A 21,774-nucleotide genomic window follows, 5' to 3' on the forward strand; every position below is an offset into this window, starting at 1 on the left:
GGCCTACGGCGAGGTCGTCGCGCGGCCCCGCACCCGGCGCGTGAGGCCGTAGACCACGAGGATCACGACGACGAGCCCTGCCGTCGCGGCGAGCTGGGCGCGTGCCGCCGGGTCGGACAGCATGAGCCCCGCGAGGGCGACCAGCGCCGCCAGCGTGACCCAGGTGAGGTACGGGTAGCCCCACATGCGCAGCCGCAGCGGCTCGCCGGCGCGCGCGGCGTCGGCCTCGAGGCGCGGCCGCAGGCGCAGCTGCGAGATCGTGATGAGCACCCACACGACGAACAGCGCGGAGCCGACGGCGTTGAGCAGGATCGACAGGATCTGCGCCGGCAGCAGCCAGTTGAGCCCCACGGCGACGACGCCGAAGAACACGGACACCGCCACGGCCACCCACGGCACGTCGCGGCGGGACACGCGCGTGGTGGCGGCGGGCGCGTCGTCGCGCTGGCCGAGCGAGAACAGCATCCGCGACGTGCCGTAGACGTTCGCGTTGAACGCGCTGAGCAGCGCCAGCACCACGACGACCTCCATGAGCCGCGCGGCGCCGTCGAACCCGGCGAGCTGCAGCACGGAGACGAAGGGCGACTCGAGCGCCGCGGCGTCGTCCCACGGGATCAGCGCGACGATCACGGCCACCGAGCCCACGTAGAACAGCAGGATCCGCCACACGATGGTCCGGGTGGCCCGCGCGACGGCGGTGCGCGGGTCGCGGGCCTCGGCGGCCGCGATGGCCACGATCTCGATGCCGCCGAACGCGAAGACGACCGTGAGCAGGCCCGCCGCGATGCCCGCCCAGCCGGCGGGGGCGAACCCGCCGTGCGCGGCCCAGTCGCCCAGCACGCTGCCGGACACCGGGATGACGCCGACCACGACGAGGACGCCCACCACGAGGAAGCCGAGGATCGCGGCCACCTTGATCGCCGCGAACCAGAACTCCGACTCGCCGAACTGCCGCACGCCCACGAGGTTGATGCCGCCCAGCACCACCACGACGACGGCCGCCACGACCCACTGCGGCACGCCCGGCCACCAGCCGCTGACGATGCCCGCGACGCCGGTCACCTCGACGCCGAGCACCATGATCAGCGTGAACCAGTACAGCCAGCCCAGCAGGAACCCGGCCCAACGGCCCAGCGCCGCCTCCGCGTAGACGGAGAACGAGCCGGACGCGGGCAGCGCGGACGCCATCTCCGCGAGCATGCGCATGACGAGGACGACGAGCGCGCCCGCGATGGCGTAGCTGACCAGGACGGCGGGGCCGGCGGTCGCGACGCCGACGCCGGAGCCCAGGAACAGGCCCGCCCCGATCGCGGAGCCGAGGCCCATCATCGTCAGGTGGCGGGTGCGCAGTCCGTGCGCCAGCTGGGCGTCGTGGCCCGCGCCGGGATCCGTGGGTGTGCTCACGGCGGACCACGCTAACCCGCCGCGGCGCGTTGTCCCGGCCGGCGCCCGGTGGTTGAGCCTGTCGAAACCGTGGCCACGGGTCTCGACAGGCTCGACCGGCGAACCAGGCGGAGCGGGACTACTTCGTCGCGACGTCGCGCCGGCGGAAGCCGACGAACGCGAGCACGAACAGCACCAGCGCGACGGCGCACAGCCCGCCCACGTGCGCCCAGTCGACGTCGCCGGTCAGCGGGTCGGACACCCACCAGAACGGCGAGATCCTGCGTGCCCAGTCGGGCAGGTGGAACAGGTCCGCGAACAGCGAGACGACGATCGTGTACTCGAGCAGCAGCCACACCAGCGAGGTCGCCCTGGGCGCCCACGCGAACAGGGCGGCCGCCAGCCCGACGAACACCGCGAGCGCCGGCAGGTACAGCAGCCCGGCCTCGGTGACCTGGCCGAAGGTGACGTCGTCGGTGCCGGCCACGGCGGCGCCGCCGGCGAGGGCGAGCACGCCCGTGACCAGCACCACGAGGGTGCCGACGGACGTCACCGCGAGGTTCGCCCCCAGCCACCGGCCGCGGGAGACCGGCGTCGTCAGGGCGTACTCCGCGCGTCCGGCGTCCTCCTCCGCCTTGCCGCGCAGCGCGGCGACGATGCCGTACGCGGCCGCGCCGAGCGCGGCGTACAGCACGATGATGCCGACGAACGCCTGGGTCACCTCGCCGCTGCCCAGCACGCTCGCGTACACGGGGTTGTCGGCGAGCGACTCGGTCATGGACCCGACCTGGTTGACGATCGTGCCCGTCGCGAACCACATGAACGCGAGGCCGATCACGGTCCACAGCAGGGCCATGCGCTGCTGCACCCACACGAGGGCCGACGGCGACCGCAGGCTGGGCAGGGCGTCGGCGCGGCCGGGGCGGTCGGGCACGAGCCCGGCACCGAAGTCGCGGCGCGAGGCCAGGGACGACGCCACGACCAGCAGCAGCACGATGGCGACGGCACCGAGGGCGGCGGGCCACCAGCGCAGGTCCACGTACGCGCGCATCTGCTGCGCCCACGCGATCGGGGACAGCCACGACACCCAGCTGCCGTGCTGCTCCTGCATGTCGCCGATGGTGCGCAGCGTGAACGCGGCGCCGAGGGCCGCCATCGAGAGCCCCGTGGCGCCGCGGGAGTGCTCGGTCACCTGGGCCGCGACCAGCGCGATCGCGCCGAAGGTCATCGCGCTCATCGCGACGCCGAGCGACATCGCGACCGAGTCGACGGCCTCGAGCCCGGCGCCGACCAGCACCGCCGAGGACAGGGCGGCGACCACGAGGTTGACGAGCAGCACCACGACGAGCGCGGCGACGACGGCCGCGTGGCGCCCCACCGCGGCCGCGCGCACCAGCTCGGACCGGCTGGACTCCTCCTCGGCGCGCGTGTGCCGCACGACCTGCATGATGCTCATCACCGCGAGCGCCAGCACCATCCACAGGACGAGCTCGTTGGAGACGGCCGCGCCGACCGTGTAGTCGTCCGTGCCGTAGCCCGGCCCGGTCATCGACACCATGGCGGGGGTCTGGACGAGGGCGGCGCGGGCCTGCATGCCCGCCGGGTCGTCCGCCATCGACGTGTACTCGCCGAGGGACGCGAGGTAGAGCGCCGGGACCGCGAGCGACCACACGAGCAGCCGCACGCGGTCGCGGCGCAGGATGAACCGCACCAGGCTCCACGTGCCGGTCAGGGTGGTGCCGCCGCGCGCGGCCGGGGCCGACAACGGCGGGGCGGCGGTGACGGCGCTCATCGCGCACCCGCCCGCGTGCTCGCGGCGTGCCTGCCCGCGCCGTCGGCCGGGACGCCGTCGGCGGCGAGCTCGTCGCCGTAGTGCCGCATGAACAGCTCCTCGAGCGACGGCGGCTGCGCGGTGAACGAGTGCACGCCGAGCGCGCTGATCGCGGGCAGCACCCGGCCCATCTCGGAGTTGTCGACGTCGAACGTGACGCGGGTGCCGGCGCCGTTCCCGGTCGTGGCGAGGTCGTGCACGCCCGCCATGCTCCCGATCGCGGACGGGTCGCCGTCGACGACGGCGGTAACGGCCGAGCGCGTGAGGTGGCGCAGGTCGTCGAGGGTGCCGGACTCCACGGAGCGGCCGCCGCGGATGATCGTCACGGTGTCGCAGACCTTCTCGACCTCGGACAGGATGTGGCTCGACAGGAGCACGGAGGTGCCTGCCGCCTTGGCCTCGCGCACCTGCTCGGTGAACACGGCCTCCATGAGCGGGTCGAGGCCCGACGTGGGCTCGTCGAGCACGAGCAGGTCGACCTGGGAGACGAAGGCGGCGACGAGCGCGACCTTCTGCCGGTTGCCCTTGGAGTAGGTGCGGGCCTTCTTGGTGGGGTCGAGCTCGAACCGCTCGAGCAGCTCGGCCTTGCGCCGCTTGTCGGGCTTGCCCCGCAGGCGGGCGAGGTAGTCGATGGCCTCGCCGCCGGTGAGGTTCGGCCACAGCGACACGTCGCCGGGCACGTAGGCCAGCCGGCGGTGCAGCGCGACGGCGTCGCGCCACGGGTCGCCGCCGAGCAGCCGGGCGCTGCCGGAGTCGGCGCGCAGCAGGCCGAGCAGCACGCGGATGGTGGTGGACTTGCCGGCGCCGTTCGGGCCGAGGAAGCCGGCCACCTGGCCGGCCTCGACGGTCAGGTCCAGCCCGTCGAGGGCCTGGACGGAGCCGAAGGACTTGCGCAGGTCGTGGATCTCGACCGCGGGCGCGGTCGTGGCGCCCGACCGGGTGGTGGATGCAGCCGTGGTGGTCATGGTTCCTCTTCGTCGTGGTGGGGGGTTCCGTCGGTGGGGGCGTGCGCCCCGTCCGGCGGGTCCGGCACGTACAGGAGGTAGTCGTCGAGCATGCGGCGGGTGGTGAGGAAGCCCTCGGTGAAGAGCTCGAGCATCGGCAGGTACAGCTCGTCCATGAAGCGGCGCAGGGCCGCCGTGACGTCCTCGGCGTCCTGCGGCGGGTCGAGCGTGACGGAGAGCAGCATCGCGCCGAGCGCCGAGTAGACGAGGTAGCGCACCCGCGCCGCCTCGTCCCGGCTGGGCCGCACGACGCCGTCGCGCACCGCCTCGGCCGTGTACACCTCGGCGTCGGCGATCATGTGCTCGGTGAACTCGCGGCCCACCGCGCCGCCCGCCTGCAGCGAGCGCAGCACGTAGCCCACGAGCGGCGCGTACTGGTCGGCGGCCGAGAGCACCTGCAGCAGGTTGCCCCCCGCGGCGCGCCCGATCGAGTCCCGCTTGACGTCGCGGATCCACGCGAGCACGTACTCGTCGCACGCGGCGTGCAGCTTGTCCTTGGACCCGAAGTGGTGGATGACGAGGGCCGCGCTCACCCCGGCGTCGGTCGCGACGGACCGGACCGACGCGTCGAAGCCGGACCGGGCGAACCGGCGCATCGCGGCGTCGAGGATCCGGCCGCGCGTGCTGCCGTCGGGCGCCGGGACGACCGGGCCACGGGCCTCGGCCGCGTCCTCGGGAGCGGCATCGACTGAACGCATGTTCAAGAGACTAAACACGCGTTCAGTCGCGGTGCAAGACCCGGCGCCGTCAGGATTGCGTCAGGATCGGCCCGTGACCCCGCTCGCGCGCCGCCTCAGCACCGCCGACGCCGTCGTGATCGGCCTGTCGTCGATGATCGGGGCCGGCGTCTTCGCGGCCTTCTCGCCTGCGGCGGCGGCCCTGCTGCCCGCGGGCACTGGTGCCGCGCTGCTCCTCGCCCTCGCCCTCGCGGCGGTCGTCGCGTACGGCAACGCGACGTCGTCCGCGCAGCTCGCGGCGCAGTACCCCGCGTCGGGCGGCACCTACGTGTACGGGCGCGAGCGACTCGGCCCGTGGTGGGGCTACCTCGCCGGCTGGGGGTTCGTGGTCGGCAAGACGGCGAGCTGCGCGGCGATGGCGCTGACCTTCGCCGCCTACGCCGCCCCGCCCGGGTGGGAACGGCCGGTGGCGGCGGTCGCCGTCGTCGCGCTGGCGGCGGTGAACTACCGCGGCGTCACCCGCACCGCCCGGCTGGCCCGGTGGATCGTCGTCGTGGTGCTGCTCGCCCTGGCCGTGACGGTCGCCGTCGCGCTCGCCACCGGTTCTCCTGACGCGGCCCGCCTCGGTGCGGAGGGCGCGGGCGGGGCCGCGGACGGCCTGCTCGGCGGACCCGCCGGCTGGTACGGCGTCCTGCAGGCGGCGGGGCTGCTGTTCTTCGCGTTCGCCGGGTACGCGCGCGTCGCGACGCTGGGCGAGGAGGTCCGCGACCCGGCCCGCGGAATCCCGCGCGCCATCGTCGGAGCGTTGGGCGGCACCGTCGTGGTCTATGCCGTCGTGGCGGTGACCCTGCTCGCCGTGCTCGGCCTCGCGGGGACGGCGGCGACGTCCACGCCGCTGGCCGCGGCGGTCGGCGGGTCGCCGTGGGCCGGGGCGGTGGTGCGCGTGGGGGCGGCCGCGGCGTCGCTGGGCGCGCTGCTCGCCCTCGTCGCGGGCGTGGGCCGGACGACGCTGGCGATGGCGCGCGAGGGCGACCTGCCACGCCCCCTCGCCGCCGTGCACCCGCGCTTCCGGGTGCCGCACCGGGCGGAGGTGGCGGTCGCCGTCGTCGTGGTCGCGCTGGTGCTCACGGTCGACCTGCGCGGCGCGATCGGGTTCTCGTCGTTCGGAGTGCTGGTGTACTACGCGGTGGCGAACCTGGCCGCCTGGACCCAGACCGCGCCGCACCGCCGGTACCCGCGGGCGTTCCAGGCCGTGGGGCTCGCCGGGTGCGTGGTCCTGTGCGCGACGCTGCCCCCGGCCGCGGTGCTCACGGGCGCCGCGGTGCTCGCCGTCGGGCTGCTCGTGCGCTGGGTCCGCGTGTCACGATGACGGCGTGCGCCTCTGGTCCCTCGCCCCCGACTACCTCGACCGCCAGGGCCTGACGGCCTGCTGGCGCGAGGCGCTGCTCGCGCAGGCCGTGCTGGCCGGGAGGACGAAGGGCTACCGCAACCACCCCCAGCTCGCCCGCTTCCGCGCGACGCCGGACCCCCTGGCGGCGGTCGGCGCCTACCTCGACGCGGTCGCGGCGGAGGCGTCCGCCCGGTCGTACTCCTTCGACCGCGGCCGGATCCTCGCCGCGCCGGACGACGCCGCGGCCCCCGTGCCGCGGATCCCCGTGACCGACGGCCAGCTGGCGGTCGAGTGGGAGCACCTGACGGCCAAGCTGCGCGTGCGCAGCCCGGAGCTCGCGGAGGCTCACGCGGACGTGCGCGAGGTGCGCCCCCACCCGCTGTTCACGGTGGTCCCGGGCCCCCGCGAGGACTGGGAGCGGGCGTGAGTCAGAGCCACCCCAGGGCGACGGCGATGAGGAGCTGGGTGACCAGGAAGCCGGTGACGAGGTTGAGCCACAGGAAGCGGCGCCAGCCGGCGTGCGCCTCCTCGCAGCGGTCGTCGGGCAGGTTCCGGTACGGCGCGACGCTCGCGACGTAGGGCACGACGAGGACGGCGGCGAGCGCCGCCGGCCAGCCCGCCAGGAGCAGCACGACGCCGGCCCCCGCGTAGGCCGCCATCGCCCCGCGCACCGTGCGCGCCGCGCCCAGCCAGGTGGCCACCGAGCCGATCCCGGCCGCGCGGTCCGCGTCGACGTCCTGCACCGCCCCGAACGCCTGGGACGCCATGCCCCACAGGAAGAACGCCCCCAGCACGGCGACGACCGTCCCGGTCACCGCGCCGTCGGCCAGCGCCAGCCCGAAGACGGCCGGGCTCACGAAGTGGGTGCTCGAGGTCGCCGAGTCCAGCACCGGCCGCTCCTTGAACCGCAGCCCCGGCGCCGAGTAGGCGACGACGGCGAACACGCTCACGGCGAGCACCGCCGTCGACGCGGCGTCGCCCACCAGGACGAGGTAGGCGAGGAACGGCACGTTGGTCAGGACGGCGGACCGCACGGTGAGGCGGTGCCACCGGCGCGACAGCACCACGCCCTCGATCCCGCCCTTGCGCGGGTTGCGCAGGTCGGACTCGTAGTCCCAGACGTCGTTGAGCCCGTACATCAGCAGGTTGTACGGGACGAGGAAGTAGAGCGCACCGACGACGAGCTCCGCGGTCCCCACCCGCCCCGCGCCGCCCGCCAGCAGGTACGCCGCGGCGAACGGGTAGGCCGTGTTGATCCAGCTCACGGGGCGCGACGAGCCCACGACCTGGCGCAGCGCCGCGGCCGGGCCCGACGCCGTCACCGCCGTCATGCCCCGGTCTCCTGAGCACCGGCCTCGTCGCCGGCCACCAGCGCCCAGAGGGCGGGCAGCAGCAGGGCGGCCACGAGCGGCCACGCGAGGTCCTCGACCGGCGTGAGCCACACGCGCACGCCCAGGAGCGCGGCCTCGTCGTAGCGGAACAGGTCGGCGGCGATCATGAGGCTGTCGAAGACGACGGTGAGCACCATGAGCACGACGGCGGCCGTCGCCGTCGCGGCCCACCACCGGGGGCCGAGGCGGCGCACCCGCGCGACGACCAGCGTCAGGACGAGCGCCCCGGCGACGACGACGGCCGCGAGGCCGGCGTACGTCATCGGTCCTCCCCGGAGAGATCTGGCACCGCGTGCAGCGCGCCACGCCGGGCGGGCTCCTGCGGCGAGCGACGCCGCCGGGCGAGCCGGCGGCGCAGGAGCCCGTGGAGAAGGAGCGTGAACCAGCAGAGGAACACGACGAAGAAGAGCTCCTCGAGGGGCAGGTGTGGCGCCAGCTCGACGCCGGTCATGGCGGCGCCGCCGCGCGCGTAGAAGCCCGCCGCGATCGCCGCCAGGTCCCAGGCGAGGAACGCGACGGTGCCCACGACGAGGGCGACGGCGCCGCGGACCGGCGTCGCCGACCAGAGGACGAGGCGCGCGCGCCGGTCCACGAGGGCCATCGAGGCCAGGGCGCCGAGCAGCAGCGCGAGGTACAGGAAGGAGGTCCAGTGCAGGGCGATCACCACCGGGGTGCGAGGACGGGGCCGGGCTCGGGGAGCGGCTCGGCGCTGATGTCGCCGCGCACCCGCTTCACCGCGAGCTCGGCGCTGATGAGGCACATCGGCAGCCCGACGCCGGGGATCGTCGACCCGCCGGCGTGCAGCAGCCCGGCGACGCGCCGCGAGCGGTTGCCGGCCCGGAACATCGCGCTCTGGCGCAGGGTGTGCGCCGGGCCGAGCATGCCGCCCGACCACGACGACAGGTCGGCCGCGAAGTCGCCCGGGCCGACGGTGCGCCGCACCACGACCCGCTCGCGCAGGTCCGGGATCCCCGCCCAGGCGGCGACCCGGTCGATCGCGGCGTCCGCGATCTCCTCCACGGCGGCGTCCCCCGCGCCGTCCTCGCCGCCGCGCCCCAGGCCGGGGTCGGCCGGGACCGGGACCAGCAGGAACAGGTTCTCGTGCCCGGGCGGCGCCACGGCCGGGTCGGTGCGGGACGGCGCGCACACGTACAGCGACGCCGGGTCCGGGACGCGGCCCTCGGCGATCGCGCCGAAGTTCTCCGCCCAGTCCGCCGTGAAGAACAGCGAGTGGTGCGCGAGCTGCGGCACCCTCCCCCGCACGCCCAGCATCACCAGCACCCCGCCGGGCCCCGGGTCACGGCGGGACCACCACGAGGGCGACCGGTCGCGCAGGTCCGGCGGCAGCAGGTCCTGCTCCACGTGGTGCAGGTCGGCCGCCGCCACGACGACGTCCGCGGGGGCATGGTGCTCCTCGCCGTCGCGGTCGACCCAGCGCACCCCCGTGACCGTGGCCCGGGGGCGGCGCGGCCCGGGGACGGGGAGCCCGGGCCGCACCTCCCCCGAGCCGGCCCCGACGGCCGTGGTCGTGATCGCGGTCGCCCGGGCCCCGGTGCGCAGGGTGGCCCCCGCGTCGACCGCGAGCCCGGTGACCGCGTCGACCACGCGCGCGAACCCTCCCTGGGGGTATCGCACGCCGCCGTCGAGATCGAGGGCGCTCATGAGGTGGTACATGCTCGGCGCCCGGTCGGGGGACGAGCCGAGGAAGACCGCGGGATAGCCCAGCACCTGCCGCAGGCGCGGGTCCCGGACGGTCGCCGCCACGCGCGAACCCAGCGACCGGCCGAGCAGCGGCACCAGCCGGTGGGCGCGGGCCACGACGTCCCGGTGGGCGAACGGCCGCCAGGACGCGAACGTCGTGTAGAGGAAGTGCCGCAGCGCCATGGCGTAGGTGTCGTGCGCGGAGTCGAGGTACCGGCCCAGGCGCACGCCCGCCCCCGTCTCGATCCCCTCGAACGCCGCGACGTTGGCCGCCCGGTCGGGCGAGACGTCGAGCGGGCGGTCGTGCCCCTCGAAGAAGACGCGGTAGGCCGGGTCGAGGCCGACCAGGTCGAGCTGCTCCTCCGCCGACGACCCCATGAGCCGGAACCAGTGGTCGAAGACCCCGGGCATGAGGTACCAGGACGGCCCCGTGTCGAACCGGAAGCCCGCCCGCTCCCAGGAGCCCGCGCGCCCGCCCGGCGCGTCGTGCCGCTCCAGCACCTCCACCTCGTGGCCGTCGCGCGCGAGCAGCCCCGCGGCGGCCAGCCCGGCGATCCCCGCGCCGACGACGACCACCCTCATCGCGACCTCACCTGCGGCCTCACCCGCGGACTCACCGCAGCACGTCCCGCGCGACGGCGGCAGCGACCAGGCGCGCCTTGACCAGGTCCGGCACCCGCACCCGCTCGCGGCGGATGGTGGCCGCGGGGGTGGCCGCGAGCCGCCGGGAGAGCTCCGCGAACAGGTCGTGCGCCACCCGCACGGCCCGTCGGGAGCTGCGGGGCAGGTCGTCGATGACGGCGGCCGCGGCGGCCAGGTCGGCGTCCACGTCGGCGAGCAAGCGGTCGCGGTCCGCGTCGTCGAACGCGTCGACGTCCAGGCCGGGGAAGTACGAGCGGCCGCGCACGTCCTGGTCCTCGGCCAGGTCGCGGAGGAAGTTGACCTTCTGGAACGCCGCGCCGAGGCGGGCGGCGCCCGGGGCCAGCCGGCCGTAGGCGGCGTCGTCCCCCGCGACGAACACCCGCAGGCACATCAGGCCGACCACCTCGGCGGAGCCGTGCACGTAGGCGGCGAAGCTGGCGTCGTCGTGCGTGGTGGCGGTGAGGTCGGCCCGCATGGCGCCGAAGAACGGGGTCACCAGGTCGTCCCCGATGCCGAACTCGCGCGCGGTGCGCGCGAAGGCGTGCACGACGAGGTTGCTGCTGCGCCCGCGCTCCCGGGCGCGCCCGACCTCGCGCTCCAGCTCGGTGAGCAGCTCGCCGCGCTCGGCGCCGGTCAGACCCGACGCCGGGTCGTCCACGATCTCGTCGGCGACCCGGACCAGCGCGTAGACGGTGCGCACGTGGTCGCGCACGGGCCCGCCGAGCAGGCGGCAGGCCCAGCCGAACGACGACGAGTACGCGCGGATGACCACCGCCGCGCTGCGGACGGCCACGGCGTCGTAGACGGCGTCCGCCGCGCGCGGGCCGGGCACGTCCCGGACGACCGGGATCGGGACGGTCGACGTCGGGACGACCGGCGTCGGGACGACCGGGGCGGCGCTCACGACACGCTCCCGGCCGGCGCGGGCCGCGACCCGGAGAAGCGCTCGGCGAGCACGCCCAGTCCGAGCTCGACCGCCAGCCTCGCCGCGGCGTCCTCGAGGTCGCCGGCCAGGGCCTCGACGGCCGCGCCGGCCCCGCAGGCCGCGAGCAGGTCGCGCGCCCGCTGCAGGTCCTGCTCCCCCGCGTCGGGGCGCCCCAGCACCGCGCTCAGCTCGAGCCAGGCCCACGTGCCGCGGGCGAGCACGACCAGCGGGGTGCACTTGCCCTCCCGCAGGTCGGAGGCGTTGCTCTTGCCGGTCCGCGCGGGGTCGCCGAACACGCCGTCCAGGTCGTCGCGGAGCTGGAACGCGAGCCCGAGGTCGCGACCCAGCTGCCGGACGTCGGCGTCCAGGTCCTCCCGTCCGGCCAGGACCGCGGCGGCGCGCAGCGGGAGCTGGAAGGAGTAGGCGGCCGTCTTGCGCTCGGCCACGCGGAGGGCCTCGTCGAGCTCGGCGCACGGGCCGGTGCTCAGCCCGACGTCGGACAGCTCGCCGTCCGCCGTGAGGTGCAGCGTCTCGTCGACGAGGTCCAGCAGCCGTTCCGTTGTCCAGGGCCGTGCCCCGCAGAGCGCCACCGCCCGCACGGCGCCCGCGAGCGCGAGGTCCCCGGCCAGGATGCCGGCGGCGGCCCCGTACGCCTGCGCCTGGCCGGCCGTCGCCCCGGACTCGCGGGCCTGGGCGGCGAACGTCCCGGAGACGTTGGGACGCCCGCGGCGCGAGTCCGCGCCGTCGATGACGTCGTCGTGCACGAGGAGCGCGTGGTGCAGCAGCTCGAGGGCCGCGGCGACCCGCACCGCGACCTCGCGCGGCTCCCGCGGCTCCGCACCTTCGACGAGCGCGCCAAAGGCGTCGAGCAGGAGCCGGGGGCGCAGCCGCTTGCCGCCGGGGCTGGTGGCGCGGACGGCGCCCCACAGCCGGGGGGCGTCCGGCCGGTCGCCCGCCGCGAGCAGCCGGTCGACGGCGCCTTCGACGACCTGGCCGACCGCGTCGTCCGTCTCGGGCCACGAGCGATGCACGACCCCCACCTCCTCGCTCAGCATCTACCTAGCCTAGCAATCTAATTGCTTAGCGAGATACTAGCCGAACGCCGAGTGGCTAGGATGGCCGCGTGACCCAGGCACCGACGGGCGGCTCGTCCTACTGGTACGGGGAGTCGGACGCGGAGCCCCGCCGCCTCCTCGAGGCGCTCCGGACGTTCCGGCGCGCGGACGAGGCCATGCGGCGCCGCGCCGGGCGCGAGATGAAGATGAACCTCACCGACCTGCGCGCCCTGCAGCACGTCATCGCCTGCGAGGGGCACGGCGAGCCGGCGACGCCGCGCGGGCTCGCGGAGTACCTGACCATCTCGACGGCGTCCACCACCAAGCTGCTCGACCGGCTCGTGGCGTCAGGGCACCTGGAACGCCGCCCGCACCCGTCCGACCGTCGGTCCGTCGTCGTCGTCGCGTCCGACGCCGCGCACGCCGAGGTGCGCGAGCGCCTCGCCCCGGTCCACGCCCGCATGCTCGAGATCGCCCGCGCCGTCCCCGCGCGCTCCCGGCCCGCGGTCCGCGACTTCCTCCTCGCCATGGCTGCCGAGGCCGAGCGCGAGCCCGACGACGTCGCGGGCACCGTGGTCGGCGACACGACCGCCTGACGGCGCGGGGCCGCTACAGCCGGCCCGCGGCCCGCAGCTCCGGCACCTGCGCCACCATCCACGGGCTCACCGCCCAGGGCGCCAGGTCGACGAGGGGCCCGAGCTCGTCGGGCCGCACCCAGCGCCAGTCCATCACTTCGTCGGGGTTCGGCTCCGGGTCGCGGTCCACCGACGCGAGCAGCACCGGGCAGAGCTCGTTCTCGACCACGCCGCCCGCGTCGACCGCGCGATAGCGGAACGCCGGCAGGGCCGGGACGCCGTCGGTGGTCACGTCCAGCCCCAGCTCGTGCCGGCCGTGCCGCCGGACGGCCTGCGTCAGCGACTCGCCCCACCGGGGATGGCCGCAGAACGAGTTGGTCCACACCCCCGGCCACGTCCGCTTCGTCAGCGCGCGGCGGGTGAGCAGCACCCCGCCGTCCGGCCGGGACAGGTAGCAGGAGAATCCGAGGTGCAGCGGGGTGTCGCGCGTGTGCACGGTCGCGCGCGGCGCGGTGCCCGTCGGCGTCCCCGCGTCGTCGAGCAGGACGACGTGGTCGCCGGCAGCCTCGGACCCGACGTCGGCCCCGGTCACGGCGCACCCGGGCCCGTGACGACGCGGGCGCGTGCGGCCCGCACGCGCAGCACCACCGCCGCCCCGAGGACGACGACCGCCGCGGCCACCGCGCTGGCCGCGGCGGGGGCCGAGGCCGGCTCGCCCCCGGACCGCGCGACGGCCACCCAGGCCAGCCCCCACGCGATCGCCGCCGCCACGGCGATGCGGCCCCGCCCCCGCACCGCGAGGGCGACGCCGACGCCGGCGACCGCCGCGAGGATCCCCACGGCCCACCAGTCCGCCGCCACGGCCCCGCCGTCGAACCCCGCGGCCGCCAGGGCCGCCGCCACGTTCGCGACGGTGGCCACGCACACCCAGCCGAGGTAGAGGCCGAGCGTGCCGTCCACGAGCACGCGCTCCGCCACCCCGCTCGCGGGCGTGCGCACCAGGATCAGGAACGTCCGGGCGAGCAGGGCGAGGAGCACCGCGATGACCAGCACGCTCCACCACAGGGCGCCGGCCTGGACGACGAGGATCCAGGCCGCGTTGAGCAGCATGGTCGCCGCGACCGGGAGCCGCAGCCTCCGCTGGCGGTCGTCGGCCGCGTGCGCGGGCAGCCACTGGAACACCGTGTATCCCGCGAGACCGAGGTAGATGACCGACCAGATCGAGAAGGCCGGCGACGCCGGGGCCACGAGCGTGGCGTCGGCGGCGAGCGCTCCGCCCGCGGCCTCGGCGATCGGCATGCCACCGAAGACGCCCACGCCGATCATCGAGCCCACCACGCAGACCAGCAGGCTCGCCGTGACCACGACCTGGTGCAGCCGCGGGGCGGCCGTCGTGTCGACCATCCGGTCCTCCTCGCACGTGAGACGTCGCCGCGACGTGACGCCGCGCCTCTCCAACCCTGCCACCGCGCGGACAATATTGCTAGCCTGGCTAGCGACCACGCTGCTCCCGGGAGGCCCACGATGACGTCCGACGCATCCCTCGTCCTCGTGACCGGCGCCACGGGGTACATCGGGGGCCGGCTCGTGCCCGAGCTGCTCGCCGCCGGGTACCGCGTCCGCGTGCTCGCCCGCCACCCCGAGCGGGTGGCCGGGCGCGGCTGGGCCGACGCCGTCGACGTCGTGGCCGGCGACGCCGCCTCCCGCGCCGACCTGCGACGCGCGCTCGACGGGGTGGACGTCGCGTACTACCTCGTCCACGCCCTCGGCGGAGGTGCGGGGTACGCCGACCGGGACCGGGACACCGCGCGCGCCTTCGCCGCCGAGGCCGCCGCGGCGGGACTGCGCCGCGTCGTCTACCTCGGCGGGCTGTACCCCGACACCGACCACCTGTCCCCGCACCTGCGCTCGCGACGTGAGGTCGAGGAGGTCCTGCTCGCCGGCGACGTCCCGACCGTCGTCCTGCGGGCCGCGGTGATCCTCGGCTCCGGCAGCGCGTCGTTCGAGATGATGCGGTACCTCACCGAGCGCCTGCCCGTCATGGTCGCCCCGCGGTGGATCGACAACCGCATCCAGCCCATCGCGGTGCGCGACGTGCTGCGCTACCTGGTCGGGGCGGCCACGATCCCCGACGACGTCAGCCGCGGCTTCGACATCGGCGGGCCCGACGTGCTGACCTACCGCCGGATGATGCAGCGCTACGCCGCGGTCGCGGGGCTGCGGCCGCGGGTGATCGGAGCCGTGCCCGTGCTCACGCCCGGCCTGGCGAGCCTGTGGGTCGGGCTGGTCACCCCCGTTCCTCCGGCGATCGCCCGCCCGCTGGTCGGGTCGCTGGTGCACGAGGTCGTGGCCCGAGACCGCGACATCGCGGCCTACGTCCCCGACCCACCGGAGGGCCTGGTGGGGTTCGACGACGCCGTCGCGCTGGCCCTGGCCCGCGTCCGCGACCTGGACGTGCGGACCAGCTGGACCTCGGCGTCGACGCGCGGCGCGCCGTCCGACCCCCTGCCCGACGACCCGGACTGGGCAGGAGGCAGCCTCCTGGTGGACGACCGCTCGCGCGAGGTGGACGCGCCGCCCGCGTCGTTGTGGTCGGTCATCGAGGGCATCGGCGGGGCGCACGGCTGGTACTCCTGGCGCCTCGGCTGGCTGGCCCGGGGCGTCCTCGACCGCCTCTTCGGCGGCCCCGGGCTGCGGCGCGGCCGGCGGCACCCGCACCGGCTGGAGCCCGGGGACGCGCTCGACTGGTGGCGCGTGGAGAAGGTGGTGCCCGGGCGGCTGCTCCGGCTGCGCGCCGAGATGCGGCTGCCGGGGCTCGCGTGGCTGGAGCTGGCGGTCGAGGAGGGGCCCGGCACGCGACCCGTCTTCCGGCAGCGCGCGATCTTCTCCCCGCGCGGCCTTCCGGGGCAGCTGTACTGGTGGTCGATCAGCCCGTTCCACGGGATCGTGTTCGGCGGGATGCAGCGCAACATCGCGCGCGCGGCCGAGGAGCACGCCGCGGCGGAGACGGTCGAAGACGCTCAGTGACGGGCTCAGTGCCGGGCCCGGCGCGCACCGAGCGGCCCGCCGAAGACCAGCGAGATGCCGAGCACGAACCCGACGTCGTACCAGTTGCCGTTGTTGTGCACCTCGTACACCGACACCGAGTCGGTGAACAGGGAGACGACGAACGTGACCGGCAGGATCATCCCCTGCCACAGCCCCCACCAGAACCCGTACGGCCCCTGGCCACCGATCCCGGACGTGTCCACCCCGGGGTTCGGCCCGGCCGCGCAGGCGCCCAGCAGCACCAGAGCGGCGACCACGACGACGGTCGTCGTCACGCCGCGGGTCCACCGCCGGTCCGTGCCCGGCTGCCGGTCCATGCGCCCACGATGGCACCGGCCGCGACGGCCCGCGCGGTCGTGAGCCGACTTCACCCGACGCCGAGCTGCGCGAGCGCCCGCTCGGCCCCGCGCACGGTCACGTCCCACGAGGGCCGCCGGAAGGCCTCCCGGGCGAGCCGCACGCGTTGCTCGTCCACGGGCTGGCCGGGCCGCGGGGACACCCGCGTCACGCCGTTCGGCTCGTAGCCGAGCCTGCGCGAGACGGCGAGGGACGCCTCGTTCCACGACGCCGCGCTGGACTCCGCCCACTCGGCGCCGAGGGTGTCGAACGCGAACAGCAGCAGCGCGGCCCGCATCTCCGTCCCGAGCCCCTGTCCCTGCACGCTCCGCGTGAGCCAGGACCCGGAGCCGACCGTCTTCCGGTTCGCGAAGTCGTGGGCCGAGAGGTCCTGAGAACCCACGACCCGGCCGCCGTGGTGCACCGCGAACGCGATCACCCAGCTGTGCGGCGCCACGCGGTGGCGGAGGCTCCACTGGTACGCGGCGAGGTTGCTCGGCAGGTCCTCCGGGGCGGCGTCGGTCCAGGGGACGCCGAACGGCGTGCGCTCGCGGTCGTGCACGCCGTCGAGCGCCGCCCGCGCCAGGCCCGGCAGGTCCTCGTCCCGCATCGGACGCAACATCAGGCGCGGGGTCCGGATCTCGAGCCCGAACAGCGGCCAGACGTCCTCGAGATCCATGCCGGGACCCTAGTGCGTCCCCGGCGGCCGGTCACGGGCGTTTCTCACCCCTCGCCCGGTCGCTGGCTCCCGATCGCGACGGGGATGCGCTCGGGCAGTGCCTCGAGCCGGTCGGCGGCGTCGGTCGCGCACATGGCGAGCTCGCGGGCGATCTCGACGCTCAGGCCGAGGTAGCCCGCCGGGTCGAGCAGCGCGCGCAGCTCGGCGTCGTCGAACGCCTCGCTGACCACCGGGTCGCCGTGCAGCAGCTCGAGGAACGGCCGGCCGTCGGACGCCGTCGCCTGCGCGACGGCGAAGACGACATCGTGCGCGCGCTGGCGGCCGATCTTCTCCCCGAGCGCGAGCATGAGCGACTCCGAGCCGATCATCCCCTCGGACAGCCGGATGTTCGCGCGCATCCGGCCCGGGTCGAGCTCCAGGCCGTCCATGACCACCTCGAGGCGGGCGAGCATGTCGCCCGCGAGGACGGCCGCGGACGCCGAGACGTCCTCGAGCAGGGCCGTCATGGCGCCGTTCGCCTCCTGGTCGTGCAGCATCGACTCCAGCGCCGGGCCGGCGAGGGCGCGCAGCTCGGCCGACATGGTCTGCATGTCCAGGGCGAGCTGCGGGTTGCGCTTGTGCGGCATGGTCGAGCTGCCGACCGTGCCCTCCGGCACCGGCTCGAACGCCTCCGCGAACTCCGGCTGCATGAGGGTGTAGACGTCCTTGCCGATCTTGCCGATCGTGCCCGCGAGCTGCGCCAGCACCAGCACGAGCTCCACGATGCCGTCGTTCACCGAGCGCGACGGCACCCGCATCGGGTGCAGCCCGAGCCGCCGCGCCACCCCGGCCTCGATCGCGCGGCCGGAGCCGCCGAACGACGCGAACGTGCCCGCCGCGCCGCCCATGAGCACGCAGAACAGCCGCTCGTCGAGCCGCTCCAGCCGGTCGGCGTGCGCGGCGAGCTGGTCGATCCAGACCGCCACCTTGAAGCCGAACGTCACCGGCACGGCGTGCTGGCTGTGGGTGCGGCCCGCCATCGGCAGCGCCGCGGACGACTCCGCGAGCCGGCCCGCCGAACGCAGCACGCGGCCGAGCTGGCGCAGGATCGCCCGGTGCGCGTCGCGCAGCACCAGCACGTCCGCCGTCTGGGTGATGTTCTGCGTCGTCGCGCCCCAGTGCACCCAGCCGCCGTGCTTGGAGCCGACGGCGCGCGCGAACTCCTCGATGAGCGGCACCAGCGGGTGGCTCGCCTCGGCGGTCGCGGCGAGCACCCGCCGCACGTCGAGCTTCTCGATCCGCGCCGTGAGCGCGATGGCGCGGGCCGACTCCGCGGGGACGAGGCCGGCGTCGGCCTCCGCGAGCGCGAGCGCCGCCTCGACGTCGAGCCGCGCCTGCCAGCGGTTCTCGCGCGTGAACAGGCGCGCGATCCCCGGGTCGGGCACCCGCCCCTCGGTGAAGCGTCCGAACGGTGCGACGATCATGGGCTCCCTCTCGGACCGGCGGCGGTGGGCACGATGATCGCCCCGCGGGGGCCCGGTGTACAGCCCCGGCGCCGTGCGGGTGTCGGTGGGGCGCGGCACCCTGGGCGGCATGAGCGAGCAGACGACGACGTCGACGCGGGTCGCGGCCCTGGACGCGGTGGTCTTCGACGTCCCCGAGCCTCAGGTCGCCGCCGACTTCTGGCGCGCGCTGACCGGCGCGGAGGTGGAGCAGCAGGGCTACGGCGAGGACTGGATCACGCTGAACACCCCCGACGGCTGGTCGCTCGCGTTCCAGCCCGCGCCCGACCTCGTGCCGCCGCGGTGGCCGGGGCAGGAGCACCCCCAGCAGCTGCACCTCGACCTGCGCGTGCCCGACGTCGCCGCCGCCGTCGAGCGCGCCGTCGGCCTGGGCGCCACGGTGCTGCGCGAGAACCCCGAGTGGACCACCCTCGCGGACCCGGCCGGGCACCCCTTCGACCTGTGCCACGCGCCCGACAACGACGGGCTGACCGTGATGGGCCTGACGTTCGACGTGCCCGACGCGTCCGCCGCCGCGGGGTTCTGGTCCCGGGTGCTCGGCGACCCGGTGGTGTACGACGCCGAGGGCATGGCGATGCTGGGCGGCGACCGGACGCTCCTGTTCCAGCAGGTGGAGGGCTACTCCGCGCCGCGCTGGCCCGACCCCGCCTTCCCGCAGCAGCTGCACCTCGACCTGCAGATCGGCCCGCAGAGCCTGGACGACGCCGAGGCGGCGGCGCTCGCCGTCGGCGCCAGGCGGCTGCCCGGGGGCGAGGACACGTTCCGCGTGTTCGCCGACCCCGCCGGCCACCCGTTCTGCCTCTGCACCAGCTGATCCGGACCCGGCGGCTCAGCCGATCGCGGCGCGCAGCGCCTCGCGGGCGCGCCCGCGGAACTCCGCCGCCGGCACGGCGGACGACCGGTCGCCGCCGTGGAACATGCCCGGCACGACGTCGAGGTCGACGGCGACGCCGGCCGCGCGCAGCCGGCGCGCGTACTCGACGTCCTCGGCGTGGAACAGGTCGATGTCGCCGACACCGATCCAGGCGGGCGGCAGCCCGGCCAGGTCCGCACGACGAGCCGGAGCCGCGTAGGGGGCCGGGGTCCGGTCGCCGGGCGCGTGCCCCAGGTACGCCGTCCACCCGAAGCGGTTGGCCGGGGGCGTCCAGACGAGCGCCCACTCGCCGTCGCGCTCGGCCCGCTGCACGGTGCGGTCGTCGAGCATCGGGTACACCAGCAGCTGGAACGCGACGGGCAGGCCCTCGTCGTGGGCGCGCTGCGCGGCGCCGGCCGCGAGGCCACCCCCTGCGCTGTCCCCGCCCACGGCGACCCGTTCCGGGTCGACGCCCAGGTCGACGGCGTGGTCGAGCACCCACGCGAGCACGGCCATGACGTCGTCGAGCGGGGCAGGAAACGGGTGCTCCGGCGCGAGCCGGTACTCGACGCTGACGACGAGGACGCCCTCGGCGGCGACGTCGGAGCAGAACGTGTCGCCGATGGCGACGGAGCCCATGACGTACCCGCCGCCGTGCACCCACACCAGCACACCGGACGGCCGGGACCGGTGCAGCGGGTGGTAGAGCTCGATCTCGACGTCCGGCCCGCCGACCGGGCCGGGCACAGCGCGCCGCTCCGTGCGGACGTCGGGACGCACCGCCCGGGGCGGCGACTGCCGCAGCAGCGGCAGCACCGCGCGATGCAGGATCATCGGCACGAACGCGAGCGGGCCCAGCAGGCGGCGGTCCGCCGCCGCGAGCGCGTCCCGCTGGCGCCGGACGACACGGGCCAGGGGCCGGGCGGCGGCGAGCACGCCGGACGCGACGGCGAGCCCGACGAGCCACGACGCGGACCGCCGGTGGCGGGAGGACTCAGACATCACGCCCCTTCCGACGCGCGGGCGTCCCGCCCGGTTCCCCCGTCCGTTCCCCCCGTTCGTGCCGGACGAGCGCGGGCCGGTCGGCGTGGTCGACGCGCACGACGACGTCCGCGCGCCGCTCGGGCTGTACCTCGCGGCGGTAGCGGCCGTACGCGGCGAGGGTCCACGCGTCGTCGAGCGGCGTGTTCCGCGTCTCCGTCGCGGGCCGCAGCGCCAGGTGCACCGCGAGGTCGACGTCGAGCCCCCGGCCCAGCGCGAGCGACCCGTCCAGCACGACGACGGTGCCCGGGGGCGCGTCCTCGGACGCGGCGCGCGTCGAGCGGCCGGTGTCCGGGTCGCGCAGGCTCGGCAGCCAGCTCCCGCGCGTCACCACCGAGCGCAGCACCTCCCGGTTGAGGCCGTCGACGTCGATCCACTCGTCCAGCAGCGCGTCGGCGTCCCGGCGGCCGCGCTCGAGCCGCAGCGACCGCGCGCGCAGGAAGTCCCGCACGCGCACCCGCGCCACCGGCCGGCCCGCCGCCCGGAGCGGCTCGACCAGCGCGTCCGCGAGCGCCTCCGGGCGCGTCGACGGGTGGCCGTCGACGAGCACCCGCACCGGGCCGCCGTCCTCCCGGCCGAGGACCCGGCCCACGACGTGCTCGACGACGCCGTCAGGGGTCACCGGCTCCACGCGCACCCGGTCATGCTGCCACCGCCCCGCACCGACTGTTCACCGAGCCTTCCTTTCGAGGTCCAGCGGTCTCGTATTTCGCCGTCACCTGCGCCCGGTGTGATTTCGATATCGCCAGTCGCGATACCTCACCGGGCCCGCCAGGGCCCGGCGTCCCCCCGAAAGGAACGCCCATGCGCGCCCGCGCTCTGCCCGCTCTGGGCCTGCTCGGCCTCGGCGCCGCCGTCGTCCTCGCAGGCTGCTCCGCCTCCGGCTCCGACGCCGCGGCCGTCGCGGCGTCCGACCCGGACGCCCCCATCACCTTCGCCACCACGCCGCTGGGCGACGACCCCGCCGCGGAGAACCCGATCGAGGCGTTCGCGGCCCTGGTCGAGTCCGAGACCGGCCGCGAGGTCGAGATCGTCGACGTGCCGGACTACACCGCGGTGGTCGAGGCCCTGCGCAACCACCACACCGACATCGGCTTCATGAGCGGCTTCCCGTCCGCGCTCGCCGTCAACACCGGCGAGGTCGACTCCCTCGTCGCGTGGCCCGGCAACGACGACCCGGTCTCGACGTGCCTCGTGCTCGACGACTCGCCGCTGCGGTCGTTCGACGACATCACGCCCGACACCGTGGTCGCGTTCGCCGACCCGGCGTCGTCGTCCGGCTACTTCATGCCGGTCGCGGCGCTGCACGACGCCGGCCTGGAGAAGGACGCCGACTACCAGGCCCTGTTCTCCGGCGGCCACGACATGAGCTTCACCGCCCTCAAGGAGGGGCAGGCGGACGTGGCGTGCACGTCGACGATCTTCCCCACCATGGCCGGCCAGGGCAGCGCGATGTTCCCGTTCGAGAAGGGCGAGACCCGCTCGATCGGCGAGAGCGCCTCGATGCCGGTGTCGGTCACCGTGCTCGCCGACCAGCAGCTCGCGGACGACAAGCGCGAGCTGCTGCTCGACGCGCTGCCCAAGATCTTCACGGAGGAGAACGCCGAGGCGCTCGGCCCCATGATGGAGGCGATGCAGGGCACCGACCCGATCCTCGAGCCGGACCCCGAGATCTTCCAGCCGTTCGTCGACATCGCGGCCGTCGCCGACGTCGACATCTCCGACCTCGGCGGGTCGTGAG

23 protein-coding genes are annotated in these 21,774 nt (G+C 75.6%); 6 read left to right on the forward strand and 17 right to left on the reverse strand.

The genetic code is table 11. From position 1 onward, the window contains the following. Positions 1–3: 3 nt before the first annotated feature. From AAG589_RS17225 to AAG589_RS17240, 4 genes are all read right to left on the reverse strand, one after another. Positions 4–1,404 (reverse strand): amino acid permease, encoded by a 1,401-nt coding sequence (locus AAG589_RS17225; protein ID WP_430568502.1) that lies wholly within the window; start codon positions 1,402–1,404, stop codon positions 4–6. Between the two features lie 118 nt (positions 1,405–1,522). Further along, positions 1,523–3,175 (reverse strand): ABC transporter permease, encoded by a 1,653-nt coding sequence (locus AAG589_RS17230; protein WP_430568503.1) that lies wholly within the window; start codon positions 3,173–3,175, stop codon positions 1,523–1,525. Continuing rightward, positions 3,172–4,179 (reverse strand): ABC transporter ATP-binding protein, encoded by a 1,008-nt coding sequence (locus AAG589_RS17235; protein WP_430568504.1) that lies wholly within the window; start codon positions 4,177–4,179, stop codon positions 3,172–3,174. Before AAG589_RS17235 ends, AAG589_RS17230 begins: the two co-directional genes overlap by 4 nt. Further along, a complete protein-coding gene (locus tag AAG589_RS17240) occupies positions 4,176–4,916 on the reverse strand; it encodes a TetR/AcrR family transcriptional regulator (protein ID WP_430568505.1) in 741 nt (246 codons plus the stop codon). The genes AAG589_RS17235 and AAG589_RS17240 overlap by 4 nt, the downstream gene beginning before the upstream one ends. A gap of 73 nt (positions 4,917–4,989) precedes the next feature. Here AAG589_RS17240 and AAG589_RS17245 point away from each other — a divergent pair, with 73 nt between their 5' ends. Together AAG589_RS17245 and AAG589_RS17250 are read left to right on the forward strand one after the other, a co-directional pair. Beyond that, positions 4,990–6,264, forward strand: a complete 1,275-nt coding sequence (locus AAG589_RS17245) for an APC family permease (RefSeq protein ID WP_430568506.1) — start codon at positions 4,990–4,992, stop codon at positions 6,262–6,264. 4 nt (positions 6,265–6,268) lie between these two features. Further along, positions 6,269–6,712 carry a pyrimidine dimer DNA glycosylase/endonuclease V gene (locus tag AAG589_RS17250; RefSeq protein ID WP_430568507.1) on the forward strand — a complete coding sequence of 148 codons (444 nt, stop codon included), beginning with the start codon at positions 6,269–6,271 and terminating at the stop codon, positions 6,710–6,712. A 1-nt stretch (position 6,713) separates the two neighbouring features. Here AAG589_RS17250 and AAG589_RS17255 read toward each other — a convergent pair whose 3' ends face one another. From AAG589_RS17255 to AAG589_RS17280, 6 genes are all read right to left on the reverse strand, one after another. Further along, complete coding sequence (locus AAG589_RS17255) at positions 6,714–7,616, reverse strand: prenyltransferase (protein WP_430568508.1); 903 nt, start codon at positions 7,614–7,616, stop codon at positions 6,714–6,716. Next, positions 7,613–7,939 carry a lycopene cyclase domain-containing protein gene (locus AAG589_RS17260; protein ID WP_430568509.1) on the reverse strand — a complete coding sequence of 109 codons (327 nt, stop codon included), beginning with the start codon at positions 7,937–7,939 and terminating at the stop codon, positions 7,613–7,615. Before AAG589_RS17260 ends, AAG589_RS17255 begins: the two co-directional genes overlap by 4 nt. Next, complete coding sequence (locus tag AAG589_RS17265) at positions 7,936–8,340, reverse strand: lycopene cyclase domain-containing protein (RefSeq protein ID WP_430568510.1); 405 nt, start codon at positions 8,338–8,340, stop codon at positions 7,936–7,938. Before AAG589_RS17265 ends, AAG589_RS17260 begins: the two co-directional genes overlap by 4 nt. Continuing rightward, positions 8,337–9,959, reverse strand: a complete 1,623-nt coding sequence (gene crtI / locus AAG589_RS17270) for a phytoene desaturase family protein (protein ID WP_430568511.1) — start codon at positions 9,957–9,959, stop codon at positions 8,337–8,339. The genes AAG589_RS17265 and crtI overlap by 4 nt, the downstream gene beginning before the upstream one ends. A gap of 31 nt (positions 9,960–9,990) precedes the next feature. Then, positions 9,991–10,851, reverse strand: a complete 861-nt coding sequence (locus AAG589_RS17275) for a phytoene/squalene synthase family protein (protein WP_446719763.1) — start codon at positions 10,849–10,851, stop codon at positions 9,991–9,993. Positions 10,852–10,919: 68 nt separating this feature from the next. Further along, positions 10,920–11,999 (reverse strand): polyprenyl synthetase family protein, encoded by a 1,080-nt coding sequence (locus AAG589_RS17280; RefSeq protein WP_430568513.1) that lies wholly within the window; start codon positions 11,997–11,999, stop codon positions 10,920–10,922. A 68-nt stretch (positions 12,000–12,067) separates the two neighbouring features. Between AAG589_RS17280 and AAG589_RS17285 the strand changes: the two genes are divergently transcribed. Next, positions 12,068–12,595 carry a MarR family winged helix-turn-helix transcriptional regulator gene (locus AAG589_RS17285; RefSeq protein WP_430568514.1) on the forward strand — a complete coding sequence of 176 codons (528 nt, stop codon included), beginning with the start codon at positions 12,068–12,070 and terminating at the stop codon, positions 12,593–12,595. 13 nt (positions 12,596–12,608) lie between these two features. On the opposite strand, the gene idi is transcribed toward AAG589_RS17285, so the two are convergent. Together idi and AAG589_RS17295 are read right to left on the reverse strand one after the other, a co-directional pair. Beyond that, positions 12,609–13,166 carry an isopentenyl-diphosphate Delta-isomerase gene (gene idi, locus AAG589_RS17290; protein ID WP_430568515.1) on the reverse strand — a complete coding sequence of 186 codons (558 nt, stop codon included), beginning with the start codon at positions 13,164–13,166 and terminating at the stop codon, positions 12,609–12,611. Next, entirely contained in the window at positions 13,163–13,978 is an 816-nt protein-coding gene (locus tag AAG589_RS17295; protein WP_430568516.1) for a tryptophan-rich sensory protein, read from the reverse strand. The genes idi and AAG589_RS17295 overlap by 4 nt, the downstream gene beginning before the upstream one ends. Before the next feature lie 120 nt (positions 13,979–14,098). Here AAG589_RS17295 and AAG589_RS17300 point away from each other — a divergent pair, with 120 nt between their 5' ends. Further along, entirely contained in the window at positions 14,099–15,601 is a 1,503-nt protein-coding gene (locus AAG589_RS17300; RefSeq protein WP_430568517.1) for an SDR family oxidoreductase, read from the forward strand. Between the two features lie 5 nt (positions 15,602–15,606). Here the strand turns inward: AAG589_RS17300 and AAG589_RS17305 are convergent, their stop codons facing one another. Genes AAG589_RS17305 through AAG589_RS17315 form a run of 3 tightly spaced genes read right to left on the reverse strand, consistent with a single transcriptional unit; the run spans position 15,607 to position 18,100 of the window. Continuing rightward, positions 15,607–15,939: a hypothetical protein gene (locus tag AAG589_RS17305; protein WP_430568518.1), complete on the reverse strand. Its 333-nt coding sequence runs from the start codon at positions 15,937–15,939 to the stop codon at positions 15,607–15,609. Between the two features lie 50 nt (positions 15,940–15,989). Then, positions 15,990–16,637: a GNAT family N-acetyltransferase gene (locus AAG589_RS17310; protein WP_430568519.1), complete on the reverse strand. Its 648-nt coding sequence runs from the start codon at positions 16,635–16,637 to the stop codon at positions 15,990–15,992. 44 nt (positions 16,638–16,681) lie between these two features. Continuing rightward, positions 16,682–18,100 carry a class-II fumarase/aspartase family protein gene (locus AAG589_RS17315; RefSeq protein WP_430568520.1) on the reverse strand — a complete coding sequence of 473 codons (1,419 nt, stop codon included), beginning with the start codon at positions 18,098–18,100 and terminating at the stop codon, positions 16,682–16,684. A 109-nt stretch (positions 18,101–18,209) separates the two neighbouring features. Between AAG589_RS17315 and AAG589_RS17320 the strand changes: the two genes are divergently transcribed. Then, positions 18,210–18,953 carry a VOC family protein gene (locus AAG589_RS17320; protein ID WP_430568521.1) on the forward strand — a complete coding sequence of 248 codons (744 nt, stop codon included), beginning with the start codon at positions 18,210–18,212 and terminating at the stop codon, positions 18,951–18,953. Positions 18,954–18,968: 15 nt separating this feature from the next. Here the strand turns inward: AAG589_RS17320 and AAG589_RS17325 are convergent, their stop codons facing one another. Together AAG589_RS17325 and AAG589_RS17330 are read right to left on the reverse strand one after the other, a co-directional pair. Beyond that, positions 18,969–19,994 carry an alpha/beta hydrolase gene (locus AAG589_RS17325; protein ID WP_430568522.1) on the reverse strand — a complete coding sequence of 342 codons (1,026 nt, stop codon included), beginning with the start codon at positions 19,992–19,994 and terminating at the stop codon, positions 18,969–18,971. Further along, positions 19,987–20,670, reverse strand: coding sequence for a uridine kinase (locus AAG589_RS17330; RefSeq protein ID WP_430568523.1), 684 nt, complete (start codon positions 20,668–20,670; stop codon positions 19,987–19,989). The genes AAG589_RS17325 and AAG589_RS17330 overlap by 8 nt, the downstream gene beginning before the upstream one ends. A 167-nt stretch (positions 20,671–20,837) precedes the next feature. Between AAG589_RS17330 and AAG589_RS17335 the strand changes: the two genes are divergently transcribed. Further along, the gene (locus AAG589_RS17335) at positions 20,838–21,773 is read left to right on the forward strand and encodes a phosphate/phosphite/phosphonate ABC transporter substrate-binding protein (RefSeq protein WP_430568524.1); all 936 of its coding nucleotides are present in this window, start codon (positions 20,838–20,840) and stop codon (positions 21,771–21,773) included. The last annotated feature ends 1 nt before the right edge of the window (position 21,774 follow it).

This window comes from Isoptericola sp. F-RaC21, from assembly GCF_038593535.1.
In the GTDB taxonomy this organism is placed as follows: domain Bacteria; phylum Actinomycetota; class Actinomycetes; order Actinomycetales; family Cellulomonadaceae; genus Isoptericola.